Here is a 20,540-nt window from a genome sequence, read left to right on the forward strand (position 1 = left end):
CTCGTGGGTTGTCTCAGGCCTGGCGGTAGACCCGGACGTAGTCGATCTGCATCGACTCGGACTCGACGGTCGGCGGGATCTTCCCGTAGACGAACAGGTCGAGGATCAAAGCGTCGCCGGTGCCGGAGTAGGCGCCCTGGCGGCAGACCTCCTTGCCGTCGACATACCAAACCGTATGGTCTGGTCCCACCTGCTCGGCGATCGTGTGCCAGTCGGTGGTGAGGTCGGTGGGCGACTGGTACGTGCAGGCGCCGCCGGGGGACTGGTGGTTGGTGAGGTACAGCGCGTTGTGGTTGTCGCTGTAGAACTCGTAGGTGTCCTGCTCGTTCGACCCGTTGCCGTTCCACGTCCAGGTCGAAGGCCAGAAACCCTTGTCCGCAGGCAGTTTCAGCCGCGTCTCGATGTAGTCACCGGGCTGTACGGCGAACGACTGCGCCGGCTCGTGCCCGCAGGCCTGCCCGGTCGTGATCAGCGCGCCGGACCACTGATAGCCCGGCACCGGGTTGTTCTTCCGGGCCGTCATCGTCAGCTTCCCGTCGCCGACCGAGAGCGCGTCCCAGGTATGCCATTCGAGCTGCTGGTTGCCCTTGTTGCCCAGGCATTGGTCGGCTTCCGCGTTCGAGTGGATCGCCCATTTCGTCCGGTCGATGGCCTTACCGTCGAACTCGTCGGCGAACACCAGCTTTCCCGGCGCCGCGTCGGCCGCCCGGATCGGTACGGCGAACAGGCCGAGCACCACCAAGGCAGTAATTAACTTACGCATCAGCTAGACCTCTCCGTCGGAAACTAACGGATCAAACAGTCGCTTGATCAGGAACGGATTGTCAACACCTGCATGCCGATCACGTCGAGCAGCCTGATCGCCTGGTCGGACTCCGACCCGGGCTCGGCCGTGTACAGCACGACCCGCTGATCGCGCTCCGGTACGACGAGGACCTCGCAGATCACGTCGATCCGGCCGACCTGCGGATGGAAGATCGTCTGGCACAGCGACTGCTGCCGTCCGACCTCGTGCCGGGCCCAGATCTCCGCGAACTCCGGACTGCCGTCGAGCAGGTCACGCACCAGCCGGGCGATCTCCGGGTCGTCCGGGTACGTGCTGGTCGCGGCCCGCAGATCGGCCGCGACCTCGCGGGCGAACTCCCGCGTCGCCTCCTCGCCGAACAGCCGAGCCTGCCGACCCTGCCGATCCGTCAGGAACCGCAGCCGCAGCAGGTTGCGTTCCCGCGGCGGCAACGCGGAGAAGTCCGTGATCAACGCCGCGGCCAGCGGGTTCCACGCGAGTACGTCGTACTTCGCGTCGAGCACCAGCCCTGGTACGTCGAGCCGCGCGAGCATCCGCAGTACGCCGGATCGGACGTCGGCGGGCGGTCCTGGCGGCGGACCGGGCTGTTCGCCGGCCAGCCGGAACAGATGATCACGCTCGTCGTCGGACAACCGCAGGGCTCGTGCCAGCCCGGTCAGCACCGGGCGGGACGGACGCGGGCCGCGGCCCTGCTCGAGCCGGGTGTAGTAGTCCGTCGACATGGTCGCGAGGCTCGCTACCTCCTCCCGCCGCAGACCCGGCGTACGGCGGCGCAGTCCGGCGGGCAGGCCGACATCGCCTGGTTGCAGCGCCTCCCGGCGTACCCGAAGGAACTCGGCCAGTCCGTCCCGATCCACGATCCCAGGATCGCAGCCTGGGTGTATGCCTAACCAGGGACTGCCGATCCCAGGGTCGGCTCGCTCTGCCTGGCCACCGCGATCCGCCGCAGCGTGGACGACATGAACAGGAACAAGATCGCGCTCGTCACGGGCGCCAACAAGGGCATCGGCAAGGAGATCGCGCGGCAGCTCGGGCAGGCCGGGTTCACCGTGCTGCTCGGGTCACGCGACGTCGAGCGCGGCGAGCTGGCAGTGAAGGAACTGGTTGCCGAAGGCCTCGATGCGGTCGGGATCCAGCTCGAGGTCACGGACGAGGCGTCGGTGCGGGCGGCGGCCGAGCGGGTCGAGGACTCGTACGGGCGATTGGATGTGCTGATCAACAACGCCGCGATCATCCCGGAAGGCGACGATGCCGCGTCGCGGATCGGGATCGGCGTACTGCGGGAGGCGTTCGAGACGAATGTGCTGGGGCTGGTCGGGGTCACCCAGGCGTTCCTGCCGCTGCTGCACAAGGCGAACGCGGCGCGGGTCGTGAACCTGTCCACGTCTCTGGCGTCGTTCGAGCAGGTGGGGGATCTGGAGTCGCGGATGTCGACCGTGCTGACGCTCGGCTACAACTCCTCGAAGGCGGCGGTGAACATGGTCACGGTCATGCTCGCCAACGAACTCCGCGGCACGGGCATCCTGGTGAACGCCGCCGACCCCGGCAACTGCGCAACCGACATGGGCGGCTGGACCGCGGCACGCACGCCCGCCCAAGGAGCGGCGGTCGCCGTCGGACTCGCGACGCTAGGCGAAGACGGCCCGACCGGCCACGTGTACGCCGAGGAGGGCCGACTGGCGTGGTAGGTCAGCGTCAGACGATGGCGCCGGACCAGGCCAGCGCCTGCTTAAGGAGCTGACCGCGGCCGCCCTCGAGGTCGTTCAGCAGGCTCGGAGCCAGAGCTTCCTCGGGGGTGAGCCAGGTGAGCTCGAGGGCGTCCTGCCGCGGGTTGCACTCGCCGGTCACCGGTACGACGTACACGAGAGCAACGGCGTGCTGGCGCGGGTCGTGCAGCGGGGTCACGCCGGGGAACGGGAAGTACTCCGCGATCGTGACCGGGACCAGCGTGGCCGGCAGCCGGGGGAACGCGGACGGGCCGAGGTCCTTCTCGATGTTGCGCTGCAGCGCGTCGCGGATCGACTCGTTGTGCATGACCCGGCCGGAGACCAGCGTGCGGATGATCTCGCCGGTCGCGGCCGAGGTCCGCAGCAGGACGCCGATGTGCTCGATCTGGCCCAGGGCGTCGACCCTGGCCGGTACGGCCTCGACGTACAGGATCGGGACCCGCGTCCGGGTCTCGGCGAGCGCGAACTCGGACAGCCAACCAGGATTCGGGTCAGGCGTTTGCAGCGACGACGTCATGAGCACATCTTCGCTTACGGTCTGAAAGCGGATCGGTACTGGGATGGACTCAGTCCGAATGTTGAGCGGAATCTTCTCGTCGCGTGGCTCGGGTCGTGCCAGCCGACCATTGCGCCGACGGTCGCGACGGGGAGTTCGGTCTCGATCAGGAGGCCGGCGGCTCGCTCGGCGCGGATGCGGTTCAGGTACGCCATCGGGGACATGCCGACCGATTTGCCGAAGAGGCGGATCAGATAGCCGGGCGCGAGGTTGACGCGCGCCCCCAACTGCTCGAGGGTCCAAGGCTCGGCGAGGTCGGCCTCCAGCAGACGCATGGCGTGCTGAACGGCAGGGTGCGCGGGCGCCTGCGCAGCGGGAGCGCCCGGCACCAACGCGCCGGAGAGCAGCCCGAACACATCCGGCCCTAGGTAAGCGTTACGGACCACCAACCCGGCGCAGTCGACGTACCCGTGCCACTCACCCGGCCGCAGTACGACGACCGAGTCCGGCGCCAGCTCGACCTCCCCGGCCGCCGACACATGCACACCCCGCCCGCCAACCACCACGGCGATCTCGAAGAACGCGTGGCTGTGGGCGGCGACGTCCGCGACCAGCTCGAGCCGCTCACCCGCGACCGGTAGCCGCGGGTCCGGGAAGACCTCGCTGCTCAGCACGTTGTGCACGACCGCCTCCAGGAGGTCAAGATCAGTCAAGTCCTGGTCAACCACAGTCTGTCCGCGGCAACAGCGAGAAGTCAGGCTGGAAACACCTTCCAGCCAACGGAATCCAGGAGCGCCGCGATGACCACGACCGAGCCTACGACACCGCTCACCCTCGACGAAGAGACGATTTCCGCCTACCGCCGCGACGGTGTGGTGCGGATCAAGAACATCATCAGCCGCGAGGAAGCGGCCCGGTTTCGCGACGCCGCGGTGGCCGCGACCGCGCACGCCGACGACCTGTTCAAGGAGTCGAAGATCTTCAACCAGTACGTCAACGTCTGGCGCGACAACGACGTACTGCGTGAACTCACCCTCGACCCGCGCCTCGCGGCGGCGGCGACCGCGCTGGCCGGCGTGCCGCTGCGGATCTGGCACGACCAGCTGCTGATCAAGCCGCCGCACAACGGCGCCGCGACCGAGTTCCACCAGGACGCGCCGTACTGGCCGCACGCCGGCTCCCGCGCGTCGCTGTCAGCGTGGATCGCGCTGGTCGACGTACCGGTCGAGCGTGGCTGCATGACCTTCATCCCGGGCTCGCAGGACCATCAGAACCTGCGCAGCCAGGATCTGTCCGACCGCGACGACCTGTTCCGCGCCTCACCCGATCTGCGCTGGGAGGAGCGGCTGACGATCCCGCTGCAGGCCGGCGACTGCACCTTCCACAACGCGTATCTCGCGCACTCGGCCACGCCGAACCTCACCGACGACGCCCGGATCGCGCACGTCAACATCTACTTCGACGCCGAGGCGACGTACACCGGTGCTGGCCATGTGGTCACCGACGGCGTCGGTCTGACCGTCGGCATCCCGCTCGACCACGAGCTGTTCCCGACTGTTTAATCTTTCACGTTGTGACATAAGTTGTCGTTGTGCGTCTGCTGACCGACATCCGTCCGTTACGTGAGTCAGCCGATTTCCGGCGGTTGTGGGTCGGGTCGACGGTGTCGCAGCTCGGTCAGCAGATGACCGCGGTGACGGTGTCGATCCAGGTGTACGCGATCACGCATTCGACGTTCTCGGTCGGGCTCGTCGGGTTGTTCTCGCTGGTCCCGCTGGTCGTCTTCGGGCTGTACGGCGGGGCGATGGCGGACGCGATCGACCGGCGGATCCTGTCGCTGGTCTCGTCGGCAGGGTTGTGGCTGCTGTCGATGGTCCTGGTGCTGCAGTCGCATCTGGACTGGGGCAAGGTGTGGGTCCTGTACGCCGTCGTGGCCTGTCAGTCGGCGTGCTTCGCGGTCAACAACCCGGCCCGGTCCGCGATCATCCCGCGGCTGATCCGCCCCGAGCTGCTGCCGGCCGCGAACACGCTCAGCCAGGCCGCGTTCAACCTGGGCTTCACCGCCGGGCCGTTGCTCGGCGCGGCGGTGATCGCCTGGCACGGGTTCGCGGCGGCGTACCTCGTCGATGTGATCACGTTCACCGCGGCGCTGTACGCGCTGTTCCGGCTACCGGCGGTGCCGCCGACCGGCGCGATCCGGCGGGCGGGGCTGCGGTCGGTGCTCGAGGGTTTCACGTTCCTGCGGGCCGCGCCGGCGCTGCTCGCGACGTTCCTCGCGGACATCCTCGCGATGGTGTTCGCGCAGCCGCGGGCGCTGTTCCCGGCGGTGGCCGGGGCGTTCTTCGGCGGCGGCGTACGGACGGTCGGGCTGCTGCAGGCCGCGCCGGCGATCGGGGCGCTGATCGGCGTGATCTTCTCCGGCTGGGTGACCCGGGTACGTCGCCAGGGCGTCGCGATCGTGCTGGCCATCACGGCGTACGCCACGGCCGTCGGACTGTTCGGGTTGTCGCGGACGATCTGGCTGGGGGTGGCGCTGCTCGCGATGTCCGGTGCGGCCGACATGGTGAGTTCGGCGTACCGCAACACCGTGCTGCAGTCGGCGGCGCCGGACGCGATGCGCGGGCGGCTGCAGGGAGTCTTCATCGTGGTCGTGGCCGGTGGGCCGCGGCTCGGTGACTTCGTCGCGGGTACGACGGCGTCCCTGACCAGCCCCACGATCGCGCTGCTCGGCGGTGCCGCGGTCTGCATCACCGGCCTGCTGATCCTGCTCGCGCGGAACCGGCCGTTCCGGGACTACGACTCGCAGACCCGCGCGCTCAGCTGACCGATCAGCCGCCGGTCGCGAGCTTCTTCAGGACCGTGAACCAGGAGTCCATGTCCGGGTTGATCTCGGTCATCGGCTTGTCGCCGACGGTCACCATCTTGCGATCGCCCAGCGGCTTCTTCAGCTTGAACGGGGTCAGCGAGGCGTTGCTGTCCGGCGGGCACGGGGTGTCGACGTCGACGAACACCAGCACCTTGTCGTCCTGCTCCTCGACCCGCAGATCGCCGGCGCAGGACAGGCCCGTCCCGATCACCATGTCGTACTCGTCGTACTTCGGGGCGTTCTGGATCCACTTCAGGTAGTGCGGCTTCTTGCCCTTGATCAGCTGGTAGTACTGCACGGGCTGCGGGGTCTTCTCCGAGCTGGGGCCTTTGCCGTCGCCGAGGAACGTGCCGAAGACCATGTCGACGCACGGGTCCTTCGTGTCCGGGCCGTCGGTCGCGCCGAACGCCTTCGCGGCCTTGTAGCAGCCGACCGCCTCACGGTTGAACGAGATGTTGAAGCCGACCAGGATCAACGCGCCGACCACCAGCGCGATCGCGAGCATCCGGCGGCTCCTCAGCTGCTGCGGGCCGAGGACGCCGGCCGCGCGCCGGGCCTCCTCCGGAGTCGCGTCGGCGGGGATCGGAGCGGTGCGGAACAGGGCCATGATCGAGCTCGTCCACTGCGGATTGATCAGGGTCGGAATGGCATAGACCAGGATCAGCACCACGGCCACGACGACGGCGGGGAGCAGCGACCAGTAATTTCGCACGGCAGCAAGATACGGGCCCATCGGTCCGCGACCGAATAACGGATACCCTTGCAACGTGCCCGCCGAGACCTCGCAGACGCTCGACCGAGGACTGACCGTCCTCGAGTTGCTCGCGGACGCGCCGGACGGTCTGTCGATCACCGAACTGGCCGCCGCGCTCGGGGTCAGCCGGACCGTCGTGTACCGCCTGGTGAACACGCTCGAGCTGCATCGGCTGGTGCGTCGTGACAGCGAGGGGCGGGCTCGGCTCGGTCTCGCCGTACTGCACTACAGCCGTCGCGTGCAGCCGACGCTGCGTGACGCCGCCCTTCCGGTGCTGCGTTCGCTCGCCGAGGACACCGGCGCGACGGCGCACCTGACTGTCGCGGACGGCGAGGAGGCGCTCGCGATCGCAGTCATCGAGCCGAGCTGGACCGACTTCCACGTCTCGTACCGGATGGGCTCCCGCCACGCGCTGGACCAGGGCGCAGCCGGCAAAGCGATCCTCGCCGGGCGCCGCAAACCCGACCCCGCCGGCCGCCCGTTCGTCGTCACCTCAGGCGAACTCCAGGCAGGCGCCCAGGGCGTCTCCTCCCCGGTCCTCGGCGTCCCAGGCGTGGAAGCCTCGATCGGCGTCGTAGTTCTGGGCAAACTCGACCGGGACTTCGTCGGCCCCCGAGTAGCCCGAGCCGCAGTAGAAGTAGCCAAACGCCTCGCCTAGTTCTTCGTCGCCGCTTCCACCAACGGGAGGACTCGATGGGGGATCTGTTCGGCCAACGCGATGACGGTGGAGGCACGCTGGATGCCTCGGACGATGACGACCTGGTCGATCACGCGCTGCAGGTCCGCGTTGGACCGGGCGACGATGCGGCACCACAGGTCCTCGGCGCCGGTGATCGTGTGGACCTCGAGTACTTCGGGGATCCGGGCCAGCGCCTCGGCGACCGTCGTGTGACCTGAGCCCTGCTCGATCTGCAAGGTCGCGAAGGCCGTCACCGGATAGCCGATCGCGGTCGTGTCGATGTCAGGACCCCACCCGCGCACCACACCGTCGCGCTGCAACCGGTCCAGCCGCGCTTGCACAGTGCCCCGCGCGACCCCGAGCCGCCGCGATGCCTCGAGTATGCCGACCCGCGGCTCGGCCGCGAACAACCGCAGGATCCGGCTGTCCAGTTCGTCCACCGACACCAGGCACCTCCGGGGAGATAGTCAGCCTGACCAAATAGTCCAGCAAAGTCGCCAGCATACTGTGCAACCTGACCAGTGAAATAACAAACTGTTGCACAACCTGTCGCCATCCAGCGAGGCTCGGTGCACGTACCCGACCCGGGAGGACCCCGATGACCAGCACCGACCTCACCCCCGCAGAGCTCGACGCCGATCTCGACCTCGACCAGCTCAAGCAGCTCGTCGGCCTGGTGCCGTACGACGAGAGCACCGACCCGTTCCCGGTCACCGCGATGGACGCGGTGGTGTTCGTGGTCGGCAACGCCACGCAGACCGCGAAGTGGTACCAGCTCGCGTTCGGGATGGACCTGGTCGCGTACTCCGGTCCCGAGACCGGTAGCAAGGACAGCAAGTTCTACGTCCTCAAGTCCGGCTCCGGCCGCTTCGTCATCTCCGGCGGCGTGAGCCCGAAGAGCCCGCTGCTCGACCACCACCGCAGGCACGGCGACGGCGTCTCCGACCTCGCCCTCGAGGTCCCGGACGTGGACAAGTGCATCGAGCACGCCCGCAAGGTCGGCGCCGTCGTCCTCGAGGAGCCGAACGACGTCACCGACGAGCACGGTACGGTCCGGCGCGCGGCGATCGCGGCGTACGGCGACACCCGGCACACGCTGATCGACCGGAGCAAGTACGACGGGCCGTACCTGCCCGGCTTCGTCGCGGCGACCACCCAGGTCACCCGTCCCGAGGGGCACCCGAAGCGGCTGTTCCAGGCGGTCGACCATGTCGTCGGCAACGTCGAGCTCGGCAAGATGGACGAGTGGGTTGCCTTCTACAACAAAGTCATGGGCTTCGTGAACATGGCCGAGTTCATCGGTGACGACATCGCCACCGACTACTCGGCGCTGATGAGCAAGGTCGTCGCCAACGGCAACCACCGGGTGAAGTTCCCGCTGAACGAGCCGGCGGTGGCGAAGAAGAAGTCGCAGATCGACGAGTTCCTGGAGTTCTACGACGGCGCCGGCGCGCAGCACATCGCGCTCGCGACCAACGACATCCTGCGCACCGTCGACATCATGCGGGCCAACGGCGTGGAGTTCCTCAACACCCCGGACTCGTACTACGAGGACCCCGAGCTGCGGTCCCGGATCGGCAACGTCCGCGTGCCGATCGACGAGCTGCAGTCGCGCGGCATCCTGGTCGACCGGGACGAGGACGGCTACCTGCTGCAGATCTTCACCGCCCCGATCGGCGACCGCCCGACGGTCTTCTACGAACTGATCGAGCGGCACGGCTCGCTCGGCTTCGGCAAGGGCAACTTCAAGGCGCTGTTCGAGGCGATCGAGCGCGAACAAGAGCGACGCGGCAACCTCTGAGCCCCGGGCGGCACGCCGAGAACCTTGCCGGATGCAACTGAACACGGCGTGTCGCCGTCCGATTACCGGAATGACTGTTGGGGCAAGCTCCGTTCGCGTAGTGTGCCTTCCTGAGTGGGCGTCGGGGCGTGCACTCAGGAAGGGTTTCGTCATGAAGACACTGGGCATTCTGCTCAGCACCGCAGGACTGGCCGGAGTCGGCGTGCTCACCTTCGCCGCCGCTGCGCCGGCCCAGGCGGCCGAAGCGGCCACCTGTTCAGGTGCGAGATCCATCGCGTCGGCGCCGATGCTGCGCGACCACAGACCACCGAGTTGGGGCACTGTCCGATTGGTCCGGGACAGCTGCTCGCAGTACTGGGCCGAGATCAGCATGGCGTCGCCGGTGGTGGCCAATGCGAAGGCCAACGCCTTCGTGGTGCAGTACGGCGGCGGTAACGACGGCCGGGTGCTTAGCTGCGACAGCAGCGGCGGCAACGGATCGGTGATCGCGGGGCAGCGCACCTGCCGGACACCGAAGGTCAAGGGCGGCAGCGGAATCACGTTCGCCGCGATCGGCCGCGAGTACCACAACTACGGCGGCGGCTACGAGGAAATCTCGGAGAACGCCACCAAACGCACCCGCTGACCTGATCCGGACACTGGGACGCTGCACGGTACCGCGCAGTAGTTATTAGGCTCGACGGTATGAGTGACGTTGTCGAGCAGTTGCGTCAAGTCCTGCCGCCCGAAGCACTGGTGACCGATCCGGACCGGATGGAGAGCTACCGGTACGACCGGGCGATGTTCTGCCCGGCCGGGATGCCGCTTGCCGTCGTGCTGGCGCGGGAGACCGCGCACGTGCAGGCGGCGGTGCGGATCGCGGCCGAGGCCGGCGTACCGATCGTTCCGCAGGGCGCGCGGTCCGGCCTGTCCGGCGCCGCCAACGCGCTCGACGGCTGCATCGTCATCTCGCTGGAGAAGATGGACAAGATCCTGGCCATAGAGCCGGTCGATCGGTACGTCGTCACCCAGCCGGGCGTGTACAACGCCGTACTGTCGCGTGCCGTGGCCGAGCAGGGACTGTTCTATCCGCCGGACCCGTCGAGCTGGGAGTTCTGCTCGATCGGCGGCAACCTGTCCACGAACTCGGGCGGCCTGTGCTGCGTCAAGTACGGCGTGACCACGGACTACGTGCTGGGTCTGGAGGTCGTGCTCGCGGACGGACGGATCCTGCGGACCGGCCGGAAGACCGTCAAGGGCGTCGCGGGGTACGACCTCGCCAAGCTGATCGTCGGCAGCGAGGGCACGCTCGGCATCATCACCGAGGCGACCCTCGCGCTGCGGCCGCAGGCGGCGAAGCCGAAGACGATGGCAGCACTGTTCGGCTCCGGCGTCGAGGCAGGTAACGCGATCCTCGAGATCATCCGCAGCGGCGTGTCGCTCAGCCTGCTGGAGATCATGGACCGCACGACGATCCAGGCCGTCAACAAGTACAAGCGGATGGACCTGCCCGAAGAGGCGGCGGCGATGCTGATCGCGCAGTCCGATGCGGGCGGTGAGGCGGGCGCTTCCGACGTCGCCACGGTCGCGAAGCTGTGCCGCGACAACGGCGCTCTCGAGTGCATCGAGGCCGAGGACGACGCTGAGGGCGAGCTCCTCCTCGAAGGGCGTCGCGTCGCGCTCACCGCCCTGGAGGAGCTCGGTACGACGATGATCGACGACGTCGCCGTACCGCGGTCGCGGCTGGCGGAGTTCATCGGCCGGCTCGAGCAGCTGTCGGCGGAGCTGGACATCACCATCGGCGTACTCGGGCATGCCGGCGACGGCAACATGCATCCGACCGTGGTGTTCGATCAGACCGACCCGGACCAGGCCGAGCGGGCGCAGCAGGCGTTCGACCGGGTGATGGAGATCGGGCTCGAGCTCGGCGGCACGATCACCGGTGAGCACGGCGTCGGCGTACTCAAGCGCGCCTGGCTGGCCGAGGAAGTGGGGCCGGTTTCGCTCGACGTGCACCGGGCGATCAAGAAGGCGCTGGACCCGAAAAACCTGCTCAACCCCGGCAAGATCGTTGCCGAGTGAGGCAGGTCGACGCTGTGACGCAACCGCAATAGAACTGTCGAGGCCATTCGACGTCCACGCCCGTCGAATGTGACGTCCGGCCGACACTATGGAAGGTAGTTAGCTGAATTCGCGGGGGGACTGGATGCAGGGTAGGAGGCGCCCGATGGGTCTGTGGCGCCGTACCGTGCTGCCCGCCGTCGCGGCCGTGGTCGCGACCGCGGCGCTGTCGGCCTGTGCGAACGGCGGCGGCCTGCGGGTCGAGGGCCCCGAGTCCCCGCCGCCGTCGAGCCCGACGCCGTCCGTTGCCTCCGGCACCACCCAGCCGCACCCGGAGAAGACTCCCGAGGTGGCCGTCGACCTGACCAAAGTCAGGGTGAGACTGCTCGCCGATCGGCACCTGTCCAGCTACGCGCGGACAGTTCTTTCGAATTGCACCGTGATTTCGCGTTGCCTCAGCAGGGGTAAGACCGTTGATGTATTGCACAGCGGTACACCTCAGCAGATCGTTCTGATCCACACCCTGGAGAAGTTCGTCTTCGGTATCTTCCTGATCGCGATCGAGCCCTCGGGCCCGCGACCGATCTGGAACCTGAACGTCGAGCAACCGACCGTGAACGCCAGCCCCGAAGGGGACCTGGTGGTCGAGTCGAAGATCTTTACGATCAACGACCCGGTCTGCTGCCCGTCGGGCCGACGGGTCGAGGTCTACCGTTGGAACGGTCGGCAGATGATCAAGGTGAGCTCGACGGACCAGTAGGGAGACTGAAGTTCGGTGGTACCGGAAGAACCGGCAGCGCGCATTCTCATGGTCGAGGACGACGCGGTGATCCGTGAGGCGACCCAGTTGACCCTCGAGCGACACGGCTACGACGTCACCACGGCCGAAGACGGCCTGGAGGCGATCGAGCGATTCGAGAAGATCCACCCGGACGTCGTGATGCTCGACATCATGCTGCCCGGGCTGGACGGCATCTCGGTCTGCCGACGGGTCCGGGAGACCAGCACGGTCCCGATCGTGATGGTCTCCGCCCGCGGAGACGCGCTCGACGTCGTACTCGGTCTGGAAGCAGGCGCCGACGACTATGTGACCAAACCCTTCGACACCCAGGTGCTCGTGGCTCGGCTGCGGGCGGTGATGCGGCGAGCGGTGTCCGATCCGGAGCGCCCGGCGCCGGCGGCCGGTTCCGGCGTCGAGTCGTTCGGCGACCTCGAGCTGGACCGGGAAGCATTGGAGGTACGGCGCGGCGGCGCGACCGTGCAGCTGACGCCGACCGAGCTCAAGCTGCTGATCGAGTTCGCCAACAACCCCGGCGTCGTGCTCAGCCGATCGACCCTGCTGCAACGGGTCTGGGACTACGAGTGGGGCGGCGACGGCCGGCTGGTCGACGTACACCTGCAGCGGCTGCGGACCAAGATCGGTGCCGACCGCATCGAAACCGTCCGCGGCTTCGGGTACAAGCTGCGGGCCTAGTTGATGGGACTGCGCGGCAAGCTCGGTCTCATCTTCCTGCTGGTCTCCGCGCTCGCGATCCTCGTGCTGTGCGTTGCGGTCTACACCCAGGCCCAGTCGGCCCGGCTGGACCGCACGCGCAGTTTCGCGGACGAGCGGATCCAGCTCGCGGCGCAGAGCTACGACACCAACGACGTACCGGTGTTCGGGGCGAAGGTGGACGATCCGGAGCTGCCGCCGCAGCTGCGCGACGCCGTGCTCGAGGGCAAGCGGGCCACGTTCAAGACCGGGTCGCCGCACGCGAAGATGTGGGCGGCGGTCGCGGTCAAGGACGGCAAGATCCTCTCGATCGAGCAGGACTACGAGACCAGCGACGACTCGATGAAGGCCCTGCAGCAGGCGTTGCTGCTGGGCGGCATCGGCACGGTCGCGCTGGTCGCCTTGGTCAGCGTGATCCTGGCGGGCAGCCTGTCCAAGCGGATCGTTGCCGTGGCAGGTACGGCGCGGCGGATCGCGGCCGGCGACCTCGACGCGTCGGCGGCCGGAGCTGTTGGCAAAGGCAAGGATGAGGTCCAGTCGCTGGCGACAGCGATCGACACGATGGCCAGCTCGCTCCGTGGTCAGCTCGAGGCAGAGCGCCGGTTCACCGCGGACGTGGCCCACGATCTTCGTACGCCGGTGACCGGGCTGACCACTGCGGCCGAGCTACTTCCGCCGGGGCGACCGAGTGAGCTGGTCCGCGACCGGGCCAAGGTGCTGCGGCGTCTGGTTGAGGACCTGCTCGAGATCGCGCGGTTCGACTCGGGTGTCGAGCAGGCGGATCTGGAGCTGGTCGGTCTCGGCGCCTTCGTCGGATCGGCTGTTGCGCGGTTGCGGATGCAGCAGGCGCTGGCGCCGGACAGCGTGATGGTGCTCCTGCTCGGGCCGGACGAGACGGTATCGACCGACTCACGCCGAATCGAGCGGATCCTGGCCAACCTGATCGTCAACGGACTACGGCACGGCAAGCCGCCGGTCGAGGTGACGGTCAGCGGCCGGACCGTCGAGGTGGTTGACCACGGCAACGGTTATCCGGAGGAGTTGATTGCCGAGGGCCCGCGTCGGTTCCGGTCCGGGATGGCCGAACGTGGTGTCGGGCACGGTCTCGGCCTGACGATCGCCGCCGGGCACGCGAAGGTTCTCGGCGCCGAGCTCACCTTCGGCGAGGCGCCGGGCGGCGGTGCGCTGGCACGACTCGTCCTGCCGGCCGGGCCTGAGACGCAGTCGTAACACAACCTTTCGCACGGCCACCGCGTCTTCCCCTCCGTAACACCAACAAAACGAGGGGAAACCAGAACATCATGCGTACTCAGTTCATTCGCCGTTCCGCCGCCGTCGTCGCCGGTCTCGCACTGGCCGGTGGGGGCCTCGGTATCGCCGGCGCCCTGCAGGCCGACGCCGCCACGACGTACACCAACGTCGCGAGCGCGTCGGTCGCGGCGAAGTCGATCACGATCAAGTCGGACAAGGCCACCGCGAAGGCGTGGGCGAAGATCTCGTTCACCGGCAAGGCCAGCGGCATCGCGAAGAACACCGTGGTCCAGGTGCAGCGGCTCGAGAACGGCAAGTGGGTCAACTTCCCGGCCACCACCAAGGTGACCAGCAAGGCCACCTACTCGGTGTGGGTGCAGAGCGGCCGCGTCGGCGTGAACAAGTTCCGCGTCGTGGCAGCCGGCACCGCTTCCGCAGCGGCCTCGGTGACCATCACCAAGTAGTCCCGGGGGGAACAGCTTCAGGGGAGCTGTGACAAGCAATGGGGACTGTGAACAAGCAATAGCCTGTTCACAGTCCCCATTGGGTATCCCTAGTGAGTTCCGTAGACGTTCAGTTCAGCCGCGGAGCCGAAGACGGCGCCGTTCAATGAACTGGTGCCGACGAGCTTCACGTAGCGGCCGGGCTTGGCGGTGAAATCGACGCGCTGGACCGCGGTCGAGTTGGGGAACTCGCCCGTGGCAACCGGCGTACCCCAGTCCTGACCGTCGGCGCTGACATAGAGCTCGTAGCCCTTGAACATCCCGTTGGTTCCGCTCTGCCGGGGCAGGTAGCTGAACCCGTTCACGCTGTACGTCGACCCGAGGTCGAGCGTGATGTGATGCGGGAAGCCGGCCGGAGTAGGCACCTCCGACCAGGCGGAATGCCAGATGGTACTGGGGTTTCCGTCCAGCGCCATCGTCGCGGCACCGCCGGTGGCGACGTCCTCGCTGTCAACATCCGCCACCTTGATCCGGGACTGCGGCACGATCCCCGGCGGGAGCACGGTCGCCTCCGCACTGATCGTTGCCTGACCACCCGTTGCCGTCAGCACGTACTTTCCTTCTGGTGTACCAGCCGGAGGGGTGACGTCCCACGTAGTCGTCGCGGTTGCTCCCGCAGCAACGGTGGCGTGGGTCGCCGGACTGCTCGCCGTAACTGTCCAGCCGTCCGGCGCGGTCAGTCCCAGCGTGATGTTGCTGGCAGCAACCATATCGTTGTTGGTGAAGGTCGTGGTGACGGTGTTGGCCTCGCCGGAGACGAGACCGGTCACACCCGACACCGCGACGGAGGTGCAGTCCGCCGGCTGCGACGTCGTACCGAGATCGGCGACGGCGAAGTTGTCCATGATGAAGTCGGTCTGGTCTCCACCGTCGGAGAGTTTGCGCAGTCCGACCCAGTAGTCGCCTCCGCAACCAGCCACGAACTCCTGGTTGAACGTCGCCTTGGTCCGCTGCTCGCCGATCGGAGTCGCCTTGACCTCGACCGAGTCCGGACGATCGACGCCCTGGACCCACGCGTACTGGCCGGCGCGACCGCTCTCGTAGTCGAAGCTGACCTTGTACTTGTGGCCCGGCTGGAGGTTCACCGTCGACGGGGTGGTCCGGTATACCAAACCGGCGTTCTCCTCATGCGACTTCAGCGACCAATCACCGTCGAGCACATCGTCGACCAGCTTCCCGTTCCAGCCGGCCTGCGTGTACGGCACATGCTTCTTCGCGAGCACCGTCCGCGGATCGGTCACCCCGCCCGCGTCGCCCTTCACGAACGGCCCCCAGCCCTGGTCGACGTTCTCGAAGTCATCGACCAGCCCTGCCGCGGGACGCGTCGTCTCGACGACCCGCACATCGTCCAGGCGAACCCGGGCCGCACCGCCCGCAGCTCCGAGCGCCAGGTCGGCGCTGCTTCCCTTGGCCGTGAAGACGACTCTCGTCCGCTGGTAGTACGCCTCGTGTTTGTCGTCGGAGGCAACCATGTTCTCGGCGGTCGATCTGGTCACGACGTTCTTCACCCCGTCGACGCTGATCGTCGTCGGACGGGACTTCCCCGGCTCGACCTCGATCCACGCAGAGGCGCTGTAGGTCCGACCGCGCGTCAGCCCGGTGATGCGCTGGCTGATCGACGACTTGCCTGTCCCGAGCGAAGCGACGTGCTGTCCGTTCTCGAGCGTGTCGATGGTCGCGCCGCCCTTCGCGTTCCAGGCGGCAAGGTTGCCCGCGTTGAACCCGGGGTCCTGAAGGTGCGTGCCTTGACCCCAGGCGGCGTCCCGCGGCTTCGGAGCGGCCACCGGGTAGAGCACATACGGCTTGCCTGCGACCGCATCAAGCGTGACAGCGCCGTGCTGCACCCTGACGGTGGTCGGCTTGGTCCGGCCGGTGTCCGTCAGTTGGTAGGCGGTGAAGGTGTTGACGCCGGCGAAGGCTGACGGGACCTGCCACGTGGTGCGGCCGCCGGCTGGGTTGTAGTGGTACAGCTTCTTGTTGTTGTCCCACGGGAGCAGGTACTTGTCGCCGTCGAGCACCTTCGCGTTCCCGACGTACACGGCGCGCTTGCCGTTCTCGACCGCGCCGCGGACGCCGCCGGTGAACGTGATGTCGTTCGCGTTCCAGTCGAGGATCTTCTGCTGCTGGAGGAACTTCGTCGGCAGGTTCTGCTTCCAGATGTTCGCGGAGAACTTGTTCCAGTCGGTCTCACCGGTCCAGCCTTCGAACTCGACGATGCTGGCCTGGCCGAGGATCGGGTCGTTGTTCCAGACATCCTTCTCGTGGTTGCGGACGAACCGGATGATCTGCGAGTTCAGGCCCTTGTTCGTCGGGCCGCCGTAGTCGAGGTCGTTCGCCCAGTGCGACCACAGCGACGTCCGCTCGTGCCGGTCGGCCCACTCGGTCGCGATCTGCCAGCCCTGGTCGGCCAGCTGACGGGTGAGACCGTCGGCGAGCCAGCCGGACTGGTAGTACACGTCGATGTACAGCTCCTGCAGGTTCTTGTCGGTCTCGTCGCGGAGCTGCTGGAACCGCTTCACGATGTTGCCGGAGGCAAGGTCCTGGCGCTGCTTGATGTAGTAGCTCTGGTTCAGCCAGTTCCAGCCCTTGGCGGTCTTGTCGACCAGATCCTCGCTGAACGCGTTCGCCTCCGGGTAGGACTCGGTCGCGTTCACGTGGACGCCGAACGCCGCGTTCCACGACTTGCCCTGCTTGAGCAGGGTGTTCAGATCAGTGAGCCCGCCGGCGCGGATGTTGTAGTTGCCGCCGTAGTCCGGGTGACCCGAGTCGTGGCCCTCCGAGGCGTACCCCTTGAGGATCGCCATCTGGCCGAGCCCGTCGGTCGAGAGCGAGATGCGCTTGACGTCGTCGAGCGTGCGCAGGAACGGGTGCGTGGCCTGGCTGGCGAAGTTGAACGGGATGTGCGTGATGACCCGGTCCTTGACCTGGTCGCCGCCCTTGGGCTCGACCATGATCGAGCGGAAAGCGACCGCGCCGTCCTCCCAGTCGACGGTCTTGTCGTGGTTCGCGTCCGGCGTCACCACGACCTTCGCCCAGGGGAGCGGCTCGGTGTACGGCGAGGTGTCGGCGCGGTACGTCCACTGACCGCTCCAGACGCCGACGCGCGTACTGCCGTCCGCGCCCTTGCGGGCCTGGTGCCAGAACCGGGCGCCGTCGTCGACCGATTGACCGGATGGCTTGTCGTACGTCGAGTTGGACTCGATGCCCGCGGCCAGCCCGCTCGTGTTGACGAACGCGTACGCCGCTCCGGTCGCGGACGTCTCGCCCGGAGTCGCCGCGGTGACCGGCGTGATCTTGTCGGCGGTGCGCGTCGAGTCCGGGTCGAGCGTGGTGAACGCGGTGGTGGCGCCGGCGTCCGTACTCGCGACCGAGACCAGGTCCTGGTTCGGGATATCGATCGTGTGCACGCGACTTGCCTCGGTGTCGCGGACTGCGTCTATCGCGAACTTCGTCACTCGCCCGGACAGGCTCAGGCTGGCGTCGAGCTCCACATCGGGCAGGGCGTCGAAGGCGAGCGTGTACGACGCACGCGCGCCGCTGACCGTCGCCGGGCCGGCGAGATGTGCGGTCCGGGCGGTGCCGTCGATCGTGACTGTCGAGATCGCGTCCGGTTGGCCGCCGAGGGACTGCCCGGAGGCGTTGTCGACGTACTTGATCACCCGGGGGAAGTCCGCCCCGACGGTGACCGTGAGTTCATGAGACCGGAGGGTCAGGTCGCCGTCCGTGTCATCAGCGTGCGCACCTGAGGGCACGCTCAGCACACCGGCAGCCAACGCTACAGCCAGTACTCCACACCCCACTGAACGTTTCATGCGGAGAAAGTTCGCACGTAACAGCTAACAGGTCAAGAGAAACGAACACTAATGAACAAGCTCGTCCGATCTCACCACACCTTCCCGCACCGCTGGCTCCCGCACGTCTCAGGGGTCAACCCTCGAGTTTGCCGGTTGCGGAAGCAGAATCCAGGTGTCCAACCGGCAAGCTCCGGGGTTGACCCCTGAGTGGTGCGGGAGGGCCGGGGGCCGTGCCCGCCGCAGGGTGTGGTTGGGCGGTGTGGTGAGGCGGGGTGTGGTCAGGCAGGAACGATGCGGCCGGTTACCTCGCCTAGGCCTAGGCGGGTGCCGGTGGGGGTGGTGGCCCAGGCTGCGATGGTTACCTCGTCGCCGTCCTCCAGGAAGGTGTGTTCCTTGCCGGCTACGACGAGGGGCTCGCGGCCGCCCCAGGTGAGTTCTATGAACGAGCCCCGTTGGTTTTTGGCGGGGCCGCTGACGGTGCCGGACGCGAACAAGTCGCCGGTGCGGACGCTGGCTCCGTTGACGGTCATGTGGGCGAGCATCTGCGCGGGGGACCAGTAGATGTCGCGGTACGGCGGCGTACTGACGAGGTGACCGTTGAGACGGACCTCGAACGTGATGTCGTAGTTCGGGAGATTCTGTCCGCTCAGGTATGGAAGAACGGGCGGGTCCTGTGCCGGCAGCGGGACGGTGCCCAGAGCGTCGAGGGAGACGACCCACGGGGAGATCGACGTCGCGAACGACTTGCCGAGGAACGGGCCGAGGGGGACGTACTCCCAGGCCTGCAGGTCGCGCGCGGACCAGTCGTTCACGAGCACCACGCCGTACACATGGTCCTCGAAATCGTCAACGGACACAGGCTTTCCGAGCATCGACGGCGCACCGACGACGTACCCGAGCTCAACCTCGATATCCAACCGCTGCGACGGACCGAACGTCGGTACCGCCGCGTCCGGCGCCTTCCGCTGACCGCTGGGCCGGACGATATCGGTGCCGCTGGCAACGATCGTGCCGGCACGACCGTGGTACCCGACCGGGAGGTGTTTCCAGTTCGGCAGCAGCGGCTCGGAGTCCGGGCGGAACAGACGCCCGAGGTTGGTCGCATGCTGCTCGGAGGCGTAGAAGTCGACGTAGTCCGCGACCTCGAACGGAAGCTGCATGGTCACAGCGGATTGCGGGATCAAATGCGGCTCGACGGTGTCCCGGTCATTGGCATTGCGAACCAGCTCGAGCAGCCAACTGCGCGTCGCTCGCCAGGCCGGCCGCCCCAGGGCGAGAAACGCGTTCAACGTCGGCTCGGCGAACAGCTGCGCCCCGTCCAGCATCTGCGCCGACGCGACCGGCGCCAGGTCGATGATCTGGTCCCCGATCGCGGCCCCGACCCGCGGCTCCTCGTCCCCGTGCCGGAACACGCCGAGCGGCAGGTTGTCCGGCTCGAACGGCGAACCGTCCTGGATGTCGATCCAGCTCATCAGGCCTCCATCAAACCCAGTGCCGTCAGGTCGTGCCGCGGTTCGTCGATGCTGCACGAGCCGAACGACGTGAACCAGCGCCGGGTGCTCATGGCCTGATCGCCGGTCAGCTCACGGGCCCGAGCGGCAAGCGCCTGCCCGTCCCGCTCGCTCAGAACCGAGGTCACCTCGTCATGCGCCGCGCCGTCGAGCGACGCCCGCGTCGCCAGCAGCACGTTGAGGAAACCGTGGTGCTCGAAGCCTGAATCTTCCGCGGTGTGCCGGACTGCGTTGTGCAGCCCGGCGGTGCACTTGAACGGCACTTCACGGTCCAGGCAGGCGATGACGAACGACGCCACCTGATCCGCCGACGGGAACAGCGACGCGTCGAGCCCGCCGGTCCGCAGTTTGGCGGCGTACCCGGCGTCGGCGACCACGTCGAGCGCGCGCTCCCAGGCTCCGTTCAGACCGATCTCGACGTACGCCGTCTCCTCGTCGAAGCAGTCGTCACACGCTCGTACGACGCGCAGCGCGTTCCGCGACAGGTCGTCCTCGTCGCGCAGCCGGACCTCGACCGCGGTCACCTCGACGTCCTTCGAGCGGTCGCCCCAGCGGATCGCGGGCTCGATCCCGCCGGCGCCGCCGGAGATCACGACCGAGACGCGGAGCGGCCCGTCGCCTGAGCGCGCTGCCTCGGCGGCCACGTCCATCAGGTCCTCGTCCGTGCAGACGAACGGCCCGACGAGCTCGGCGTACGGCGAGGTCAGGTGAGCCCGGTGTGCGGTGACGGCCTCGGCCATCGGCAGGTTCCCCGGCGGGAACATAGCAGCGTCGTCGACCAGGTGCCGGAACAAGGCGGGGACGGTTGACATGGCCCAGAG

General features: G+C 67.7%; 20 protein-coding genes. 11 read left to right on the forward strand and 9 right to left on the reverse strand.

Going from position 1 to position 20,540, the window contains the following annotated elements; all coding sequences use genetic code 11:
- Positions 1 to 13: 13 nt before the first annotated feature.
- Positions 14 to 763 carry a glycoside hydrolase family 16 protein gene (locus tag EV645_RS17315; RefSeq protein WP_130444914.1) on the reverse strand — a complete coding sequence of 250 codons (750 nt, stop codon included), beginning with the start codon at positions 761 to 763 and terminating at the stop codon, positions 14 to 16.
- A gap of 47 nt (positions 764 to 810) precedes the next feature.
- Positions 811 to 1,662, reverse strand: a complete 852-nt coding sequence (locus tag EV645_RS17320) for a helix-turn-helix transcriptional regulator (RefSeq protein ID WP_130444915.1) — start codon at positions 1,660 to 1,662, stop codon at positions 811 to 813.
- 102 nt (positions 1,663 to 1,764) lie between these two features.
- Here EV645_RS17320 and EV645_RS17325 point away from each other — a divergent pair, with 102 nt between their 5' ends.
- Positions 1,765 to 2,493, forward strand: coding sequence for an SDR family oxidoreductase (locus EV645_RS17325; protein ID WP_130444916.1), 729 nt, complete (start codon positions 1,765 to 1,767; stop codon positions 2,491 to 2,493).
- 7 nt (positions 2,494 to 2,500) lie between these two features.
- Here EV645_RS17325 and EV645_RS17330 read toward each other — a convergent pair whose 3' ends face one another.
- Both EV645_RS17330 and EV645_RS17335 read right to left on the reverse strand, forming a co-directional pair.
- Positions 2,501 to 3,049: an NUDIX hydrolase family protein gene (locus tag EV645_RS17330; RefSeq protein WP_130444917.1), complete on the reverse strand. Its 549-nt coding sequence runs from the start codon at positions 3,047 to 3,049 to the stop codon at positions 2,501 to 2,503.
- 14 nt (positions 3,050 to 3,063) lie between these two features.
- Positions 3,064 to 3,741, reverse strand: a complete 678-nt coding sequence (locus EV645_RS17335) for a helix-turn-helix transcriptional regulator (protein WP_157997090.1) — start codon at positions 3,739 to 3,741, stop codon at positions 3,064 to 3,066.
- 87 nt (positions 3,742 to 3,828) lie between these two features.
- Between EV645_RS17335 and EV645_RS17340 the strand changes: the two genes are divergently transcribed.
- Both EV645_RS17340 and EV645_RS17345 read left to right on the forward strand, forming a co-directional pair.
- Positions 3,829 to 4,590 (forward strand): phytanoyl-CoA dioxygenase family protein, encoded by a 762-nt coding sequence (locus EV645_RS17340; protein ID WP_130444919.1) that lies wholly within the window; start codon positions 3,829 to 3,831, stop codon positions 4,588 to 4,590.
- Positions 4,591 to 4,619: 29 nt separating this feature from the next.
- Complete coding sequence (locus tag EV645_RS17345) at positions 4,620 to 5,852, forward strand: MFS transporter (RefSeq protein WP_130444920.1); 1,233 nt, start codon at positions 4,620 to 4,622, stop codon at positions 5,850 to 5,852.
- 4 nt (positions 5,853 to 5,856) lie between these two features.
- Here EV645_RS17345 and EV645_RS17350 read toward each other — a convergent pair whose 3' ends face one another.
- On the reverse strand, positions 5,857 to 6,606 hold the full coding sequence (locus EV645_RS17350) for a hypothetical protein (RefSeq protein WP_242000475.1): 750 nt from the start codon (positions 6,604 to 6,606) through the stop codon (positions 5,857 to 5,859).
- 55 nt (positions 6,607 to 6,661) lie between these two features.
- Here EV645_RS17350 and EV645_RS17355 point away from each other — a divergent pair, with 55 nt between their 5' ends.
- On the forward strand, positions 6,662 to 7,306 hold the full coding sequence (locus tag EV645_RS17355) for an IclR family transcriptional regulator (protein ID WP_130444922.1): 645 nt from the start codon (positions 6,662 to 6,664) through the stop codon (positions 7,304 to 7,306).
- Here the strand turns inward: EV645_RS17355 and EV645_RS17360 are convergent.
- Positions 7,303 to 7,767: an Lrp/AsnC family transcriptional regulator gene (locus tag EV645_RS17360; RefSeq protein ID WP_242000476.1), complete on the reverse strand. Its 465-nt coding sequence runs from the start codon at positions 7,765 to 7,767 to the stop codon at positions 7,303 to 7,305. The two genes, EV645_RS17355 and EV645_RS17360, sit on opposite strands and share 4 nt — an antisense overlap.
- Before the next feature lie 158 nt (positions 7,768 to 7,925).
- On the opposite strand from EV645_RS17360, the gene hppD reads away from it, so the two are divergent.
- The 7 genes from hppD to EV645_RS17395 all read left to right on the forward strand — a co-directional run bounded on the left by hppD (position 7,926) and on the right by EV645_RS17395 (position 14,375).
- Positions 7,926 to 9,128, forward strand: coding sequence for a 4-hydroxyphenylpyruvate dioxygenase (hppD, locus tag EV645_RS17365; RefSeq protein WP_130444924.1), 1,203 nt, complete (start codon positions 7,926 to 7,928; stop codon positions 9,126 to 9,128).
- Positions 9,129 to 9,279: 151 nt separating this feature from the next.
- Positions 9,280 to 9,753 carry a DUF2690 domain-containing protein gene (locus EV645_RS17370; RefSeq protein WP_130444925.1) on the forward strand — a complete coding sequence of 158 codons (474 nt, stop codon included), beginning with the start codon at positions 9,280 to 9,282 and terminating at the stop codon, positions 9,751 to 9,753.
- Positions 9,754 to 9,812: 59 nt separating this feature from the next.
- Entirely contained in the window at positions 9,813 to 11,189 is a 1,377-nt protein-coding gene (locus tag EV645_RS17375) for an FAD-binding oxidoreductase (protein ID WP_130444926.1), read from the forward strand.
- A 145-nt stretch (positions 11,190 to 11,334) separates the two neighbouring features.
- Positions 11,335 to 11,928, forward strand: a complete 594-nt coding sequence (locus EV645_RS17380; protein WP_130444927.1) for a hypothetical protein — start codon at positions 11,335 to 11,337, stop codon at positions 11,926 to 11,928.
- Between the two features lie 15 nt (positions 11,929 to 11,943).
- The gene (gene cseB / locus EV645_RS17385) at positions 11,944 to 12,642 is read left to right on the forward strand and encodes a two-component system response regulator CseB (RefSeq protein WP_130444928.1); all 699 of its coding nucleotides are present in this window, start codon (positions 11,944 to 11,946) and stop codon (positions 12,640 to 12,642) included.
- A 3-nt stretch (positions 12,643 to 12,645) separates the two neighbouring features.
- A complete protein-coding gene (locus EV645_RS17390) occupies positions 12,646 to 13,890 on the forward strand; it encodes a HAMP domain-containing sensor histidine kinase (protein WP_130444929.1) in 1,245 nt (414 codons plus the stop codon).
- A gap of 71 nt (positions 13,891 to 13,961) precedes the next feature.
- Positions 13,962 to 14,375, forward strand: a complete 414-nt coding sequence (locus EV645_RS17395) for a hypothetical protein (protein ID WP_130444930.1) — start codon at positions 13,962 to 13,964, stop codon at positions 14,373 to 14,375.
- An 89-nt stretch (positions 14,376 to 14,464) separates the two neighbouring features.
- Here EV645_RS17395 and EV645_RS17400 read toward each other — a convergent pair whose 3' ends face one another.
- The 3 genes from EV645_RS17400 to EV645_RS17410 all read right to left on the reverse strand — a co-directional run bounded on the left by EV645_RS17400 (position 14,465) and on the right by EV645_RS17410 (position 20,531).
- The gene (locus EV645_RS17400; protein WP_130444931.1) at positions 14,465 to 18,226 is read right to left on the reverse strand and encodes an endo-alpha-N-acetylgalactosaminidase family protein; all 3,762 of its coding nucleotides are present in this window, start codon (positions 18,224 to 18,226) and stop codon (positions 14,465 to 14,467) included.
- A 260-nt stretch (positions 18,227 to 18,486) separates the two neighbouring features.
- Positions 18,487 to 19,680, reverse strand: a complete 1,194-nt coding sequence (gene fahA / locus EV645_RS17405; protein WP_130444932.1) for a fumarylacetoacetase — start codon at positions 19,678 to 19,680, stop codon at positions 18,487 to 18,489.
- Positions 19,680 to 20,531 (reverse strand): hypothetical protein, encoded by an 852-nt coding sequence (locus tag EV645_RS17410; RefSeq protein ID WP_130444933.1) that lies wholly within the window; start codon positions 20,529 to 20,531, stop codon positions 19,680 to 19,682. Before EV645_RS17410 ends, fahA begins: the two co-directional genes overlap by 1 nt.
- Positions 20,532 to 20,540 lie beyond the last annotated feature (9 nt).

It is taken from the genome of Kribbella rubisoli, assembly GCF_004217145.1.
GTDB lineage: Bacteria > Actinomycetota > Actinomycetes > Propionibacteriales > Kribbellaceae > Kribbella > Kribbella rubisoli.

Excerpts from the sequence above, each read along its gene's own strand:
- EV645_RS17400 (WP_130444931.1), bottom strand. The coding sequence starts at position 18,226 with ATGAAACGTTCAGTGGGGTGTGGAGTACTGGCTGTAGCGTTGGCTGCC.
- EV645_RS17410 (WP_130444933.1), bottom strand. The coding sequence starts at position 20,531 with ATGTCAACCGTCCCCGCCTTGTTCCGGCACCTGGTCGACGACGCTGCT.
- fahA (WP_130444932.1), bottom strand. The coding sequence starts at position 19,680 with ATGAGCTGGATCGACATCCAGGACGGTTCGCCGTTCGAGCCGGACAAC.
- EV645_RS17315 (WP_130444914.1), bottom strand. The coding sequence starts at position 763 with ATGCGTAAGTTAATTACTGCCTTGGTGGTGCTCGGCCTGTTCGCCGTA.
- EV645_RS17375 (WP_130444926.1), top strand. The coding sequence starts at position 9,813 with ATGAGTGACGTTGTCGAGCAGTTGCGTCAAGTCCTGCCGCCCGAAGCA.
- EV645_RS17390 (WP_130444929.1), top strand. The coding sequence starts at position 12,646 with ATGGGACTGCGCGGCAAGCTCGGTCTCATCTTCCTGCTGGTCTCCGCG.
- EV645_RS17395 (WP_130444930.1), top strand. The coding sequence starts at position 13,962 with ATGCGTACTCAGTTCATTCGCCGTTCCGCCGCCGTCGTCGCCGGTCTC.
- EV645_RS17325 (WP_130444916.1), top strand. The coding sequence starts at position 1,765 with ATGAACAGGAACAAGATCGCGCTCGTCACGGGCGCCAACAAGGGCATC.
- EV645_RS17330 (WP_130444917.1), bottom strand. The coding sequence starts at position 3,049 with ATGACGTCGTCGCTGCAAACGCCTGACCCGAATCCTGGTTGGCTGTCC.
- EV645_RS17380 (WP_130444927.1), top strand. The coding sequence starts at position 11,335 with ATGGGTCTGTGGCGCCGTACCGTGCTGCCCGCCGTCGCGGCCGTGGTC.
- EV645_RS17340 (WP_130444919.1), top strand. The coding sequence starts at position 3,829 with ATGACCACGACCGAGCCTACGACACCGCTCACCCTCGACGAAGAGACG.
- hppD (WP_130444924.1), top strand. The coding sequence starts at position 7,926 with ATGACCAGCACCGACCTCACCCCCGCAGAGCTCGACGCCGATCTCGAC.
- EV645_RS17370 (WP_130444925.1), top strand. The coding sequence starts at position 9,280 with ATGAAGACACTGGGCATTCTGCTCAGCACCGCAGGACTGGCCGGAGTC.